Here is a 14,700-nt window from a genome sequence, read left to right on the forward strand (position 1 = left end):
AGTTTATATGGCTGGCAATCTGAAACATTTGTTAAAACATACCGGTGTTTATCTGGTCGGTAATGTTCTTAATCGTCTGGGCGCATTCATACTTCTGCCCATCTACACCAATTATCTGAGTGTGCCTGAATACGGCGTCTTAGAGATCCTCTATTCGATCAATGCGGTGCTGTCGGTGTTGTTTGGGGCCGGTTTGGCGCATGCGACCCTGCGTTTCTATTTTGATTACGATGATCAGAAAAGCCGAAATTCGGTGGTCACCACCAATCTTTTGGTCACGTTTATTTTGGTGGCAGCGGGCGTTCTGTTTGTCAATATCTGGAGCGAAGAGGTTACGCTGTTGCTGTTGGATGATCTTCAGTTTGAGCGCGCGTTACAGATTGCGCTGCTGATTATTGTGGTTGAGTTGAGCAGTGAGGTGTTACTGGCCTATTTGCGTGCTCAAGAGCGTTCGGGGCTTTATGTGCTGTTGTCAGCACTGCGTCTGGTTTCTCAGATCAGCGTGACCTATTACTTGTTGGTTGGCCAGGGCGGTGGGGTTGATGCCGTTTTAAGTTCGAATCTGATCAGTGTGTCGTTGGTTGCAGTGGTGTTGTTGGTCTTCACCTTGAAAGAGTGTGGCTTTCAGTTTGACTTTGCAAAGGTCAAGCCGATCTTGAAATACAGCATTCCCTTTGCCGCCAGCTCCATTGTTGGGGTGGTGGCGGGCAATGCGGATCGGTTTTTCCTGAAAGAGTATGAAGGTTTTGCTGAGGTCGGGGTGTACGGTTTGGCAATGAAATTTGCCTTGTTGCTGACCTTTATTTTGGCTGAACCGCTGTATAAAAGTTACGGCCCATACCGCTTTTCGTTGATTGGTAAACCAGGGGCTGAGCTGTTTCATGCGTCGGTGGCGAAATATTTAACCTTTGCAGCGGTGTTTGTGGCTTTGAGTTTGTCGCTGTTTATTTCTGATCTGCTGCGGGTTTTGTCAGCACCAGAGTATTGGGCGGCGGCGGGTATTGTGCCCATTTTGTTGTTGGGCGTGATTGTGCAAACCAATTCGTACTGTTTCCAAACAGGAATATTAATCCATAAGAAGAGCCAATATATTCTCTATATTATTATGGCTTCGACTAGCGTCAACTTGATGATGAATTACTTGATGGTGGTCTATTTTGAGTTGGCAGGTTATGGTGCGGCGATTGCGTATACTTGTGGCACGCTATCAACCGCGCTGTTGACCAATGTGGTATCACAGCGTTTGTACGCGGTTCCTTATCCCTTTATGAAAATGTTGATGGTTTTGGTTTTGGGTGTTTTGACTTATCTGTTTTCATTGTTGATTCCAAGTGGTGTTGTGTGGCTCAGTTTGTTGCTTAAAAGTACGTTATTGATGGCTTTTTTTGTGTTGCTCTATTTCCTTGATGAAGAGGTTCGAGTGGCAATGGCGAAGGCGCGTCAGTGGATTGGCAGACGTTAATTGTTCGTGTTTTGCTGTAGGGAGAGAGGCAAACCGGCAGGTATAACAAGGAGGGGAGTGCGACTCCCCCAATGATAAATCATGATTTTTATTTACCTCTATTTGATCTTTCTCTATATTCGTCCGCAAGACTGGGTGCCGGCCTTTTATGGTTTTCCCACCGCGATGACGGTGATTCCAATGGGTCTGTTGGCGGGGTTTCTGCGTAAACAGCAAAATCCCGACCTCTATATTCTGCCGCAAACCACGCTGGTACCTTATTACCTGATCATGATTTTGGTCGGTACCACCATTGCTGCTGGGTTTGCGACCGCATTGGGTGAATTCATTGAGTTCCTGCTGCGTGGCATGGTCTTTTTTATGATCGTTTGGAACGTGGATACGCCCAAACGGCTGAAAAGCGTGATTAATTTCACCATCGGTTTGACTCTCTTTTTGGCCTATCAAGGCATTCTGCAAGGCGAGACGGGGCAGTGCTGGGGGGGGATGACCGTGTTTCCGGGTTATGAAGAGATTCGCATTCGTTGGTACGGCGATTGGGATGGCCCCAATGTGCTTGGTATTTTGTTTGTGGTGGGCATTGCACTGATGTTGGAGTACGCCTTCGGGCCGTGGAAACAGCATGGCTTGATTACCCGTTTGGTGGCTCTGGCTTGTATAGGTTATGCGGGTCAGGCGATGTTCTTTACCAATTCTCGTGGTGCTATTTTAGCCACTTTGGTGGGGATTTTGTTTTTCTTTCGTAAAGAGATGGTTAAGCCCTATTTTTTGGTTTTGGGGACGGTGATTTTGATAGGGGCGATTGCAGCGATGCCGTCGCGTATGACGGAGGTGAACTCAGAAGAGGAGTCGGCACACGAACGCATTCAGCTCTGGGATAACGGCATCAATATGTTGCGTGCTCACCCGTCTGACGGGGGTGGGAAAAGGTCAATTTGCGAAACACTCTAAATTGAAATTGATCGCACATAATAATTATGTACAAAACTTTGGCGAATCAGGTTTTCCTGGTTATTACATTTTTATGGCGCTGCTGTGGTACTCCATCTGGTACAACATGGTCTATGGATAGGCCAGAGTACAAGGTGCCTGATGAGGTCGCTGGGGCAGGTCGAATGATGGTCGCGGCCTTTATCGGTTACATGGCATCGACCTTCTTTGTGGTAATGGAGAATGACCTGCTGTTCTATTTCTTTGGCTTGGCTGCTGCGACGCAGATGACGGCACTCAATACGCAGTAAGGACTATCCGCGACCCCAATTCACCGACATGGGATCGCAATATTATTATTGCGATTATGCACTGACGATTTTGAGGGTGATTATTGTGCAGGTTTACGGCAAGGTTATTTAAATTTTGGGTTGCTAAATGATGCTTAATGGTGGTTTTTTAAGGTGCGTGTTGGCAGCTGTGTGGTAAATTAACACCTCAATTTAGGTGACTAAATTACTTAAACCTTGTACGTTGTGTGAATAGGAATAAAACACCATGAAGCAGAAAAAACGGATCTTGATTGTCTTTGGTACTCGTCCTGAAACCATCAAGTTTGCTCCTGTGATTCAGGCTTTGAAGGCGAAAACGGATGAGTTTGAAACTGCGATTGCGGTGACCGGTCAGCATCGGGAGATGCTGCATCAGGCCTTGGCTATTTTTGCTATTAAACCTGATTTTGATCTGGATATTATGCGTGCCAATCAAGATCTGTTTGATGTCAGTATTCATGCTCTGCAAGGCTTGAAAGAGGTGATGAAAGAATTCAATCCCGATTGTGTTTTGGTACAAGGCGATACCACCAGTACCTTTATCGGTGCTTTGGCGGCGTTTTATATGAAGGCCAAAGTGGGGCACATTGAGGCCGGTTTACGCACCTTTAATCGCTGGAACCCTTTCCCTGAAGAGGGCAACCGTAAATTGACCTCCTGTGTGACCGATTTGCATTTTGCTCCTACGGCGCAGTCAAGGCAGAATTTACTCGGTGAGGGTTATTCTGAGGCGGATATTTTTATCACCGGTAATACCTCCATTGATGCGCTGCTTTGGGTATTGGAAAATACCCAGCCGGAGTTTGAGAAGGTCTTGACTGCTGAACAGTGTGAGGTGATTGAGGGTCGTTTTATTCTCTTGACCACCCATCGACGCGAGAATTTTGGTAAGCCGATGGAAGATTCCCTGTTGGCGGTGTGCGACATTGTTGAACGGCACCCCGATGTGAAGGTGGTGATGCCGGTTCATTTTAATCCCAATGTGCGTTCCAAGGTTGATCAAATTTTACGCGGCAATAAAAACATCATCTTGATCGAACCGTTGGATTACCTCAATTTTGCTCACCTGATGGGCAAAGCGGAGTTGATTTTGACCGATTCGGGTGGGGTGCAAGAAGAAGCGCCGACGTTGGGGAAACCGATTTTGGTGTTGCGTGAGACCACCGAACGACCTGAAGGAATTGAGTCGGGTACGGCCAAGTTGGTGGGGTCGGATCGGGAGTTGATTGTGGCCGAGGCCTCGCGCCTGTTGAGCGACAAAGCCGCCTATGAGGCGATGGCGAATAAGGCCAATCCGTACGGTGACGGCAAAGCCGCTCAGCGGATTGTTGATGCTATGAGTACACATCTTTAAAGGGAGTTGATTGATGAAAATTTTGTTTCCGTATATGGCGCGTTGGTTTGCGGTTAACTGGACTCGTTATCACTCCTTGCTAGAGGTGTTGGGTCGTCAGGGGCATGAAGTGCATGTCTTGCAGCCGCCTTCGATGGATTCGGAAGAGACCAATTTTCGTGAAATTGCTCATCGTGAGATGCCCAATGTGCATTTGCATGATGTGAAGTTGAGCGACGGTTTTTGGAATAAAAAACTGCCCTTGGATAAATTGGTGAAAAAAGCCTATTTTTCTATGGCAGCTTATAAAGACGCAAAAAAGATTGTTGAGGAAGAGGGCATTGATTTGGTGCTGTTGTATAACATTCCCCAATATCAATTTATGCGTCTGAAAGGCCCTAAAATTGTCTTTGATTTTGCTGATGATTACATTGACATGCTCGCTTACGAGCTAGGTTCGTTGAATATTGCCCCCATTCGTGGCGTGGCGCAGAAGATGTTGGATAGCATGATGAAACGTTCTGATGCGGTGTTGTGTGTTTCTCATGAGCTGGCTAAATTGGCCAAGGGCAATGTGCATGTGCTGGCCAACGGGGTCAGTGGTGATCAGATGGTGGCGCTGGTGGATGGCAAGCCGATCAATGTGGTGGCGACAGAAAAATTCACCGTCGGCTTTTTAGGTGCGTTTGAGTATTTTATTGACTTCGATATTATTCTTGATGCCGCTGAAAAATTGCCCGAGGTGCATTTTTTATTGGTTGGGTCAGGTCGTGACTGGGAAGGGGTTAAACAAGAGGTCTCTGACCGTAAGCTCGAAAATATTGAGTTGACCGGCGGTGTGCCTCACGATGAGGTGTTTGATTACATTGATCGTATGGACGTCTGTTTGAACATCTTTAAACCAATCCCTGTTTCTCATCGTGCCTGTCCGATCAAACTGTTTGAGTATTTGAGTCGGCATAAACCGGTGATCAGTACCCGTTTGCATGAAATGCCCTACATTGATGACGGTGATTTTCTTTATTATGCCGATCAACCAGCAGAGCTGGTTTTGGCCATTGAGCGCATTCAGCAGAACCCTGAGGAAGCCTTTGAAATGGCGCACAAAGGTTATAATAAAGTGGATGAGAGTTTTACTTGGGAAAAATTGGCAACGCAGTTTTTAGAATTGTCTACGGTGAAAAATTAGGCCGGTTTTAATTTAGAGCCGAATAAAAAAGCCCCGTTTTGGGGCTTTTTTTATGGCTTGATTTGGCCTCAACTCATATTAATCAATGTACTCTACATCGGAGCCGTCCAACAAACGATCCGCCCATTCATTATTAAAATTGCCTTTGGCCACCTCTTGGCAATAAATGCTGAATTCTTTATCCCAATTGTGCAAGCGTTCTAAAAGGGTTTCCATGTAATCGTTACGCACGACGACAACCCCAGTCTGATCGGCCACAATCAAATCACCTGGGTTTATGACGATGCCACCGCAGCTGATTTGATGGTTGATCTCCCCAGGGCCGCGTTGCATCGGCCCCACTGGGGTGGTGCCTCGGGCGTAGATGGGCAGGCCGATCTCTTTTAGGCCGGGCAAATCGCGGATCAGACCGTCAATGACAAAACCGGCAATGCCCCGATGTTTTGCTTTTTGGCTCACCAGTTCACCGCAGATGGCATTGGTTTGTCGCCCGCCCGTATCCACCACAATGACGTCCCCCGGTTTGGCCAGATCCAAGGCTTTATGCACCATCAGATTGTCACCGGGAAAGACTTTTACCGTGCAAGCGGGGCCGATCAGTTTTTGTTTGTTGACCAGATTACGAATTTTAGGCGAGAGGGCATAGAGCCGATTCATCAGGTCGGAGATGTCGGGAGTGGGGTATTTGGCGTACTGTTCGATTAACTCCTTTGGCGGACGTTCAAAATCACGCCGAATACGAAAGCCTGGGCCGGGGTGGACTGCGGTTGTCTGTGGTTTTCCTGCCATTTTATGCTCCTAGGGCTTGCGCCACTTCACCAAGGTAATGGAATGTTTCGGTTTTTTGCCAAGTTTTTGAGTGCGTTACAAGTGTGTTCATCAAGGCTAATGCCCTCGCGTTGGCTTTTATCATAGGCTTTCCAGCGGGATTCGCCGGGCAGTGCGGGAATGTTATTGGTTTTTCCGCCAGCGGCGTGAATTAAATCGCTGAGGTGTTCAAGGCGTTGGTAGTACTGTTCCAGCGGCATAAAACGGCGGATATCCAAAGCGATAAAGAGGTGGCCGTTGTTGCTGTTGCGGTCAAAATCGTCGTGCATGGAGGCCACTTGATGGGAGATTCCTGCGCCGGTAATGACTGCGCTGAGGATCTCCACCATCAGCGAGAGACCATAACCTTTAGCGCCACCAAAAGGCAGCACGGTGCCATTTTTGACCTCATTGGGGTCGGTGATGGGCTGACCGTCTGCATCGACGGCGATGCCTTCGGGCAGCTGTTGACCGGCTTCAATGGCGCGCTTGATGCTGGAACCGGCGCTGGCGGCGGTGGCCATGTCGAGCAAAATGGAGCGTCCATCACGGCGCGGAATGCCAAAGGCCATCGGGTTGGTGCCAAAGACCGCTTGGTTGCCACCAAACGGTGCGACTTTGGGTACTGAGTTACTGGTACTGATGCCGATCATGCCTCGTTCAGCGGCCAGTTGGGTGTAATAGGCACCTGAACCGTTCCAGTTGCTGTTGCGCACGCCGACCACGCCCACGCCTTGGGTTTCTGCCAACTCAATGGCCTTTAACATGCTGTGATGGCTGACGTATTGGCCAAAGCCGTTATTGCCGTCCATTAAACCCAGAGAGGGGCTTTTTTGTTCAAAGTTGAGCTGGCAAGGGGTGGTGATGCGGCCTTTTTGCAGCCGATTAATCAACACCGGCAGCCGCCAAGCACCTTGGGTGGGGCGATTGATCTGGCTGTTCCAGCTCAAAACGCTGCTCAGAATTTCGGCTTGTGCTGCGTCACAGTCATAGGCCAACAGCAGCGTTTTAATCAGTTGGTGCAGCTCAGGCGTTGGGATCTGCGGCACGGTTGCCTCCCATAAGTTGTCTTGCCTTTTTCAGTAGGCGGGAGCCGATGTAACTGAGGTCGTCGCGGACCTTGATCACCCATGGCATGGGGTCGTAGAGTTTAAAATAGTTGACCACCTGTCGATGCGCCAAACTTTTCAGCCAGCCGAAAAAGCTCAGTTCGCCACGCTGTTTCAGTTGCCTAAAGGCGTGGAAGTCTCGATCTGGAATCCAGAGGTGCAGGTGTTGTTGATACGCTTCGATTTTATCGGGAGTCTGGCCATCAAGGTATTGGTAGACGATTTTGGCGATGTCCATGCCGCTCTGGTAGACCAGCTCTTGAGAGGCGACAAAACGAGCGTTGATCTCGATCAGTTTTAACTCACCGTCACGCAGATCCCGTTTAAACTCCATGTTGCACAGGCCGGTGAAGTGAATGTGTTTCAGTAGTTTTTGCCCTAACTTTGCTACTTCCGGTTGCCACTCGGTGACGTGGTAGGTGGCTCCGCCGTGATTGACCGGATAGCGGCGTTTGATCCGTTTGGTAAAGTGATACAGCGGCTGTTCTGCTTGATTGTGGTAAGTGAAATAGCTGCAAAGTAGGCTGTCGGGGCCGGGAATGTATTCGCTGATCATAAATGCCAAACCGGCATTTAGGACACGGCTGGCTTTGTCGAGCAGCTCTTGAGCGTTTTCTACCGCAAGGTATTTTTGGCCGTCAAACTGGGCTTGGAAGAGGTGAGAATGAATCGGTTTGATAATGGCCGGATAACTGACCTCGTGCATAATGTCGATGACGTCTTGTTGTTTGCTGACTTGCCAAAATTCGGGAATGGAAATGCCCGCCTGTTTGGCAACCCTCAGGGTGTGCTGCTTGTCTAGCAGCTCTTGGCGTGATTGCAGGCTTTGGCCTTCGAGCCGGTAGTGCTGCTCCAGCTCGGCTTGATGGGCAATGACAAATTCAAGCGCTTTGTCGCTGCAAGGAAAGAGAATGGCTTCTTTCAATTCTTCCGCTGGGTCTTCCAGCAGCAGTTTGTGCCAGTAGTTGAGCAGGGGTACACCCTCAGGGATGAGGTAGGTTTGCTGACAATAACGTGAATGCAGGGCGTAACATTCTGCGGGGGCTGAGAGGTAAATGGGCACTCCTTGCCTGCCTAAGCTGCGTACGACGGAGAGGGCATTGGCTTGACCGTCTAGGATCAAGACGGCGCGTTTCTGAGTGGTTTTTCTGGTCATATTGAATTCTATTCGTTGTGGCAAAAGGGTTGTGATTGTTTTAGTGGATTTGACCTAATAAGGAGTCCAGTTTAACCGCTTGTTTTCTAGCCAGATAGATTTGGTCGGAGGCGAATATTTTTTGCCTTACTGACTTGGCGGCAATAATCTCTCTTTTGTAAGATTTTCATGCTGATGAAGTGTAGAAGATCAATCATAATTTCCTCTGACAATGTTTTAAGATTAAATTAAGACTAAGTGTGTGTGTTTGCGGCATGATGGCTTCTAAGCGATTAACATTCCAATTAATCCAAGGAGGTGGGAGGGTGGTTAAACAGAGATTGGATGCAGAGCAACTTTTACAGGTTCGGATTGATAAGTGGCTATGGGCTGCGCGTTTTTTTAAAACTCGTTCACTGGCTTCAGAAGCGATTAAGGGCGGCAAAGTCCATATTAACGGTCAGAAAAGCAAACCGGCAAAAATGGTACAGATGGGAGATGAGCTGAAAATTCGGCGCGGTTTTGATGAGTATTGGATTGCCGTGCGGCAGCTGTCGGCGAAACGAGGCTCTGCCAAGGTGGCGGTTTTGCTTTACGAAGAGAGTGCCGAGAGTCTTTCTCGCCGCCAAACGGCAGCGGAACAGCGCAAGGTTTTGGCTGTTGGCCGTGGCTTGAATGAGAAGCCGAATAAAAAACAGCGTCGTCAGTTGGTCAGTTTTACCAAAGGACGGCTGTAAATGAGCGCTCTGTTTAGGGTTCGGTGATGCGAACGGCCAGTACATCGCAAGGGGCGGAGTGCAGTACCGCGTTGGCGGTGGAGCCGAGCAGCAGTTGCAAACCTTGGCGGCCGTGGCTACCGACGATGATCAGATCGACGTGCTCTTTTTCGCTTAAACGAATGATTTCCGTTTTGGGTGAGCCGATTTCAACCCACTGATTTTTTTCGCTGACCTTCAGCTCTTCGCCAAGCTGTTTGATCTGTTCTTTGGAGCGCACGATCAGCGAGGTTTCTAGGTCGTCGTTGGGCATAATAAAGTCGTCGATGTAACCGGGCGGCAGGTAGTCTACGACGTGAATCAGGCTGAGCTTGGCTTGATAATGTTCTGCCAGCTCCTTGGCTTTTTCGATGACCGCATCGCTTTCTGGGGAGAAATCGACGCCGAGAAGAATGTGTTTGTAGATGTGCATGTCACCCTCCTTGTATCTCAGTCTGGAATTTATCGCCTACGGTTTCAGTTTCTACCCCGCTTTGGACAGCGTCAACCCTTATCTTTTAGTTATGTTTTGCCTGTGTCTGCTTTGTCCTTTTTTTGCCGGTTTTTTGTGACAGGCTGAGGCAGTCATCGCGCCAGATGCAGCCATCTTGATCGCAATAACCACTGATGGCGGTGGCAAAACAGTCAAAATTGCCTTCACTGGATTGAATGCTGCGTATTAAGATTTTTTTTGGCAGCTTGCCTGGTTTGAGGTTGATGCTGCGGGCGATGCTGCGAATTTGTTGCATGTTCATGGTTTGTTCTCCGGTTTGGTTATGGGTTGGATGGATTATAAATCTTGTTGGCTTAAGGTAGGGTTGAATTTTCAACTGTTTGGGGGTTGTTATGCTGAAAATCTTGATTTCTTAAGCAATATTTGGGGCAAGTTACTTTTGCGTTGGATTTTTGGCGCTGATCCAGTGGGTTTCTTGTTGGAACAGTTCGATAAAACGCCGTTGAAAGGTGCGCAGATATGTGTCATTGAGGTAGGCAACCTTGGTGGTCTCCCAGGGAAATAGATGGCTGAGATCGCGTTTTTGTAAATCATGGTCTTCTTTCTCGTTGAAGGCTAAATCGGCAATAATGCCGATGCCCAAACCCTCACGAACATAGGTTTTTATTACATCCGTATCAGCCGCGCTGAGGGCAATTTGGGGTTGCAAGTCGGCTCGTTTAAACGTCTGGTTTAGGTTGCCACGACCGGTAAAACCAAAGATGTAGGTGATCAAGGGGTAATCGCATAGGTGTTTGAGTGTGATTTGTTTATATTGAAGAATGGGGTGCTGTTGTGGTGCAATTAAACAGCGATTCCAGCGGTAAATAGTTTTGAATGAGAGTTCAGCGCTTTTATCCAAAGCTTCGGTGCAGATGGCGAGATCGACATGATCTTTGATTGCCATGTTGACCAACTGTTCAGGAGTGCCTTGATGCAGTTGAATTTCTACATCGGGATAGATTTGTCGAAAGCGATGAATGGCCGGTGGTAAGACATAACGGGCTTGGGTATGAGTTGCTCCAATACGTAGTACACCGAGATTCTGCTGTTGATGCTCTGTGCCAATGGCGGTGAGGCTGGCAACGGCGCTGAGAACTTTGCGGGCGTAATGCAGGACTTCTTTTCCTGGTTCACTGAGTCCGATCAAACGTTTACCGTGGCGTTGAAAAAGGGGGTGCCTAATTCGTTTTCCAGTTGCTTCAGGTGTTGAGAGACCGCAGGTTGGACTAAATGCAGCTGTTCGGCGGTACGGCTGACATTGAAACCTTGGTCGACCAAGGTGATTAGAGAGCGGAGTTGGCGCAGTTCCATATCATTATTAATTATATTGATGAATGAATTATTATTTCTAATGCTTGAGTATGGCAGAGATAATGGACTCTCACTACTGAATAGAACGTTGGCTCAAGGTGCCTTGGAGAATATTATGTTGAACTTTAATGCAGAACAGGTGGTTCATAATCCCAACTTTGCTGGTTTGTTTGATGAATACGGTTTTTTGCTAAACCCTGATCTATGGACAGAGGTTCTGGCAGAAAAAATTGCGCATCTGCAAGGACTCGGCTCTTTGGGCGAAAAACATTGGCGCGTGGTTCACCATATTCGGGCAAAATATTTGGAGGTGGGCGGTGTGCCCACCATGCGCTTGGTCTGCCGTGCGGTGAGTTTGTCAAAAGAGGAGGTGTATGAGCTGTTTGGTGGCTGTTTGCCGGTCTGGCGCATTGCGGGCTTGCCCGATCCTGGCGAAGAAGCGAGGGCGTATATGAGTTGATCTGCTCGGCCACCGTTGATTTATCTTTAGCCTGAATCAACAAAAATATACGATGTAGCTGGCTTTTTTTGGAAAACGGGTCTACATAGGTACAAGACTCTGGGTTTCGGTGGCCTATTTTGCCGTAATTTAGTTGTTTTGGTGTTAACAGGTTAGGAGTTGGCGATGGATATTAAAATGGTTGATATTACGGTTCATATTGACGAAACCCTCGACAGAGAGAGTTGCCAAGCGTTGGACAATCAAGTTCGAGCCAATGACGGTGTGTTGGGGATTGGACATCTGGAGACTCAACCTCATTTGATGATGGTGGAATATGATCCAGAAAAATTGACTTCAATGGACATATTGATGGTGGTGAGAAATCAAGGTGTACATGCTGAGTTATTGGGTCTGTAGTTTTTCTGAGTAAGATGATTTGAGGCTGGAGCTGGAAAGGCTCTGGCCTTTTTTTGTTGTTTTTTTCAAGCTAACCCCGCTACTATGGAGAACGATTTTTCTAAGGAGTGGGGGAGTTATGAAGCTGCGCATCGCGTCATTTAATTTAGAGAACTTGGACGAGTCAGCCCGTGATCGTACGGTTTTGGATCGACGGATCGAGGTCTTGCAGCCGCTGTTGTTGAAGTTGGATGCGGATATTTTGTGCCTGCAAGAGGTGCATGGCCAGACAGGAACGGATAACAGGCGTAGTTTAAAAGCATTAGACCTGCTGCTTTTAGGCACAAAATACGAATCTTACCACCGTGTTTACACCCAGACGGAACGCAGCAAACAGGTTTATGGCTTGCGGAATTTGGTCATTTTAAGCGCCTATCCGATTACCTATTTTGCTCAATATCGCAATGATTTTGCCTCCGCTCCACATTATAAATACATTACCGCCGAGCCTGCGGATCAGACCGCTTCGTCGGTGCGTTGGGAACGGCCTATTTTGCACGCTCAGATTGATTTGGGTTTAGATCGACCGTTGCATGTGCTCAATTTGCATCTGAAATCGCGCCTGCCGACACCGGTTGAAGGTCAAACCATCGGTCGCAGTAAGTGGCGTTCGGCTTCCGGTTGGGCCGAAGGTTATTTTGTTTCGAGTATGAAACGGGTCGGGCAAGCGTTGGAAGTGCGGCGTTTTATTGATCATATTTTTGATCAAGATGAACAGAGTTTACTGCTGGTCTGTGGTGATTTTAACGCCGATGTGGAGGATGTGCCGGTGATGGCGATTTGTGGCGATGTGGCTGAAACGCGCAACCCCGATTTGATTTCACGGGTGATGGTGCCTACTGAACGCAGTTTGCCTCCCTCGCAACGTTTTAGTTTTGTCTATCAGGGTAAGGGGCGAATGTTGGATCATATTTTGTCTTCACGAGCGTTGTGGCGTTACCATCAACACAGTGAAGTGCATAACGAGCTGTTACAAGATGAGTCTTTGAAGATTGGTGGCGATAAATTATTCCCTGATTCTGATCATGCCCCTTTGATCGCGGAATTTTTACTTTAACGGTCTGTTGAGTGAGGAAAATCATGAGTGAAAAACGCGCTGTCTTAACGCTGTGGCGTAACGGTGAATCTTTAACGGCTGTGAAAGTAGCAGACCAACTTAGCCTGCGTCTTGTCTCAGGCGGTTCTTTTGATGCGTTGTTGGAGCAAAATTCGCTCTCTCTGGTGCGTTATTTGGCACGTCAAAACCTTTATCTGGTGAAGGTCAAAGAGGCGAGCCAATTGGGGGCAGCGAAACAGAGTTTACGTTCATCCCCTGAGGTGCAGTTTGTCTCTCATGTTTATTCTCAAGAGGATATGTCGAACAGTCACTTTTATCTTATGGATCAGGTTACGGTCTCTTTTTCCTCCATGACCACTGATGCCTCTATTGAGGCGTTAAGTGAACGTTACGGTTTACAGTTGTTGAAAAAGTTACGTTTTGAGCATGCGTATCTGTTTGTTTTGAATGCGGATGCAACAGTGAATCCGATCAAACTCTGCAATGCTCTGGCTGAAGAGAATGAGGTGATTTTGGCCGAACCGAACTTGGCCTATCTGAGCCAAGCGTGCCAAATTCCGACGGACACGGAGTTTGAAAAGCAGTGGCACTTAAACCATAACGGTGGCCCATTTTTAAACCCCAGTTCTCACATTGATGCGCCCCGTGCTTGGTCGGTGACTGAGGGTGAGCGTTCGGTGGTGGTGGCACTAATGGATGACTCCATTGAGTTGCAGCATGCGGATTTTCAAGGCCGTAATAAAACAGTCGCTCCGGTGGATTTTGCTGAGCGGGATCGTGATCCCTCACCCGGTTTTAGCGCGAGCCACGGGACAGCGTGTGCTGGTTTGGCGGTGGCGGAATCCAATGGCCGTGGTGTGGTGGGTGTGGCACCGAACTGTGCTTTGATGCCGATTCGTTTTAGGGCACTTGATGATGATTCGATGGTGGAGATGTTTGAGTGGGCAGTGGATCACGGTGCCAGCGTGATTTCGTGCAGTTGGAATGCGGGCAGTGGTCATTTTCCCCTTTCGCTGCGTCAACATCGTATTTTAAGTTACGCCGCTCGTAAGGGGCGTGGTGGCAAAGGCTGTGTGATTTTATTTGCGGCGGGTAACGATAATCGCCCCTTGAATGGGCTTCAAGAAGAGTTGTGGGGCAGTGGTCGCTGGCATAATGGCTATGCGGCTCACCCCGATGTGATTGCGGTTTCGGCCTGCACCAGTCAGGCAAAAAAAGCCTTGTACAGCAACTGGGGCAAAGAGGTTTCGATCTGTGCGCCGAGCAGCAATGGCTTGCCACAAAACAGTGACAACTCTCATGTTCGAGTCAGATTGAGGGGGAGAACAATCGTTACCACCGATAATTCAGGCAGTGCAGGTGCCTCGCCCAGCTCCTATCGTTACGATTTTGGGGGTACATCAGCGGCCTGCCCGATTGCCGCAGGCGTGGCCGCGTTGGTGTTGTCGGCCAATCCTGATTTGAGCGCCGCAGAGGTCAAAGATATTTTGCAGCGCAGTGCGGATAAAATTGTAGATTCACAGCCCCGATGCGCAGCTGGATAACAACTTTGGCCATTACGATCAAAAGGGTCATTCGTGGTGGTTTGGTTACGGTAAAGTGAACGCCCATCGTGCCGTGCAGGAAGCGCAACGTCGGCGTGGACGGCGTTTTCCGGCTCCCGCAGCACGAGTGGAACCCAGCACAGAGCTGTTGTTCGGTACCGTCAATGCGTTGGTGCTGAATTTGCGCCCTCGACCTTCTACCGCCAAACCGCCTATTTTACAGTTGCGCCGAGGGATGCAGGTGGAGGTGTTGGATCGTCTCGGTTCGTGGTATCGGATTCAAGCGGGCAGTGTGGCAGGTTACGTCAGTCGTCGATTCATTACCCTGTTGAGGTAAGTCAA

General features: G+C 48.5%; 18 protein-coding genes. 11 read left to right on the forward strand and 7 right to left on the reverse strand.

Annotated elements, in window-relative coordinates; genetic code table 11:
* Positions 1-7 precede the first annotated feature (7 nt).
* From Q9O24_13510 to Q9O24_13530, 5 genes are all read left to right on the forward strand, one after another.
* Positions 8-1,462, forward strand: coding sequence for an oligosaccharide flippase family protein (locus Q9O24_13510; protein ID MDQ7076127.1), 1,455 nt, complete (start codon positions 8-10; stop codon positions 1,460-1,462).
* A gap of 81 nt (positions 1,463-1,543) precedes the next feature.
* Positions 1,544-2,413, forward strand: coding sequence for an O-antigen ligase family protein (locus tag Q9O24_13515; protein MDQ7076128.1), 870 nt, complete (start codon positions 1,544-1,546; stop codon positions 2,411-2,413).
* Between the two features lie 134 nt (positions 2,414-2,547).
* Positions 2,548-2,703 (forward strand): hypothetical protein, encoded by a 156-nt coding sequence (locus Q9O24_13520; GenBank protein MDQ7076129.1) that lies wholly within the window; start codon positions 2,548-2,550, stop codon positions 2,701-2,703.
* 247 nt (positions 2,704-2,950) lie between these two features.
* Complete coding sequence (wecB, locus tag Q9O24_13525; GenBank protein ID MDQ7076130.1) at positions 2,951-4,078, forward strand: UDP-N-acetylglucosamine 2-epimerase (non-hydrolyzing); 1,128 nt, start codon at positions 2,951-2,953, stop codon at positions 4,076-4,078.
* Positions 4,079-4,091: 13 nt separating this feature from the next.
* Positions 4,092-5,246: a glycosyltransferase family 4 protein gene (locus Q9O24_13530; protein ID MDQ7076131.1), complete on the forward strand. Its 1,155-nt coding sequence runs from the start codon at positions 4,092-4,094 to the stop codon at positions 5,244-5,246.
* 78 nt (positions 5,247-5,324) lie between these two features.
* Here the strand turns inward: Q9O24_13530 and Q9O24_13535 are convergent, their stop codons facing one another.
* The 3 genes from Q9O24_13535 to Q9O24_13545 are packed head-to-tail and all read right to left on the reverse strand — an operon-like array spanning position 5,325 to position 8,318.
* Entirely contained in the window at positions 5,325-6,035 is a 711-nt protein-coding gene (locus Q9O24_13535) for an RraA family protein (protein MDQ7076132.1), read from the reverse strand.
* A gap of 26 nt (positions 6,036-6,061) precedes the next feature.
* Positions 6,062-7,102: an Ldh family oxidoreductase gene (locus Q9O24_13540; protein MDQ7076133.1), complete on the reverse strand. Its 1,041-nt coding sequence runs from the start codon at positions 7,100-7,102 to the stop codon at positions 6,062-6,064.
* Entirely contained in the window at positions 7,080-8,318 is a 1,239-nt protein-coding gene (locus Q9O24_13545) for an ATP-grasp domain-containing protein (protein MDQ7076134.1), read from the reverse strand. The genes Q9O24_13540 and Q9O24_13545 overlap by 23 nt, the downstream gene beginning before the upstream one ends.
* Before the next feature lie 305 nt (positions 8,319-8,623).
* Between Q9O24_13545 and Q9O24_13550 the strand changes: the two genes are divergently transcribed.
* Complete coding sequence (locus Q9O24_13550; GenBank protein ID MDQ7076135.1) at positions 8,624-9,034, forward strand: S4 domain-containing protein; 411 nt, start codon at positions 8,624-8,626, stop codon at positions 9,032-9,034.
* A 13-nt stretch (positions 9,035-9,047) separates the two neighbouring features.
* Here the strand turns inward: Q9O24_13550 and Q9O24_13555 are convergent, their stop codons facing one another.
* The 4 genes from Q9O24_13555 to Q9O24_13570 all read right to left on the reverse strand — a co-directional run bounded on the left by Q9O24_13555 (position 9,048) and on the right by Q9O24_13570 (position 10,859).
* Positions 9,048-9,485, reverse strand: a complete 438-nt coding sequence (locus tag Q9O24_13555; GenBank protein ID MDQ7076136.1) for a universal stress protein — start codon at positions 9,483-9,485, stop codon at positions 9,048-9,050.
* 85 nt (positions 9,486-9,570) lie between these two features.
* Positions 9,571-9,807, reverse strand: coding sequence for an SAP domain-containing protein (locus Q9O24_13560; protein MDQ7076137.1), 237 nt, complete (start codon positions 9,805-9,807; stop codon positions 9,571-9,573).
* 132 nt (positions 9,808-9,939) lie between these two features.
* On the reverse strand, positions 9,940-10,695 hold the full coding sequence (locus Q9O24_13565) for a LysR substrate-binding domain-containing protein (protein MDQ7076138.1): 756 nt from the start codon (positions 10,693-10,695) through the stop codon (positions 9,940-9,942).
* The gene (locus Q9O24_13570; protein MDQ7076139.1) at positions 10,692-10,859 is read right to left on the reverse strand and encodes a LysR family transcriptional regulator; all 168 of its coding nucleotides are present in this window, start codon (positions 10,857-10,859) and stop codon (positions 10,692-10,694) included. The genes Q9O24_13565 and Q9O24_13570 overlap by 4 nt, the downstream gene beginning before the upstream one ends.
* Before the next feature lie 115 nt (positions 10,860-10,974).
* Here Q9O24_13570 and Q9O24_13575 point away from each other — a divergent pair, with 115 nt between their 5' ends.
* From Q9O24_13575 to Q9O24_13595, 5 genes are all read left to right on the forward strand, one after another.
* Positions 10,975-11,319 carry a TusE/DsrC/DsvC family sulfur relay protein gene (locus tag Q9O24_13575; GenBank protein ID MDQ7076140.1) on the forward strand — a complete coding sequence of 115 codons (345 nt, stop codon included), beginning with the start codon at positions 10,975-10,977 and terminating at the stop codon, positions 11,317-11,319.
* 165 nt (positions 11,320-11,484) lie between these two features.
* A complete protein-coding gene (locus Q9O24_13580; GenBank protein ID MDQ7076141.1) occupies positions 11,485-11,718 on the forward strand; it encodes an ATP-binding protein in 234 nt (77 codons plus the stop codon).
* 118 nt (positions 11,719-11,836) lie between these two features.
* Complete coding sequence (locus Q9O24_13585) at positions 11,837-12,814, forward strand: endonuclease/exonuclease/phosphatase family protein (protein ID MDQ7076142.1); 978 nt, start codon at positions 11,837-11,839, stop codon at positions 12,812-12,814.
* Between the two features lie 23 nt (positions 12,815-12,837).
* Entirely contained in the window at positions 12,838-14,358 is a 1,521-nt protein-coding gene (locus tag Q9O24_13590; GenBank protein MDQ7076143.1) for a S8 family serine peptidase, read from the forward strand.
* A 55-nt stretch (positions 14,359-14,413) separates the two neighbouring features.
* Positions 14,414-14,695 (forward strand): SH3 domain-containing protein, encoded by a 282-nt coding sequence (locus tag Q9O24_13595; protein ID MDQ7076144.1) that lies wholly within the window; start codon positions 14,414-14,416, stop codon positions 14,693-14,695.
* Positions 14,696-14,700: the final 5 nt, after the last annotated feature.

Source organism: Gammaproteobacteria bacterium, from assembly GCA_030949385.1.
Classification (GTDB): domain Bacteria; phylum Pseudomonadota; class Gammaproteobacteria; order JAUZRS01; family JAUZRS01; genus JAUZRS01.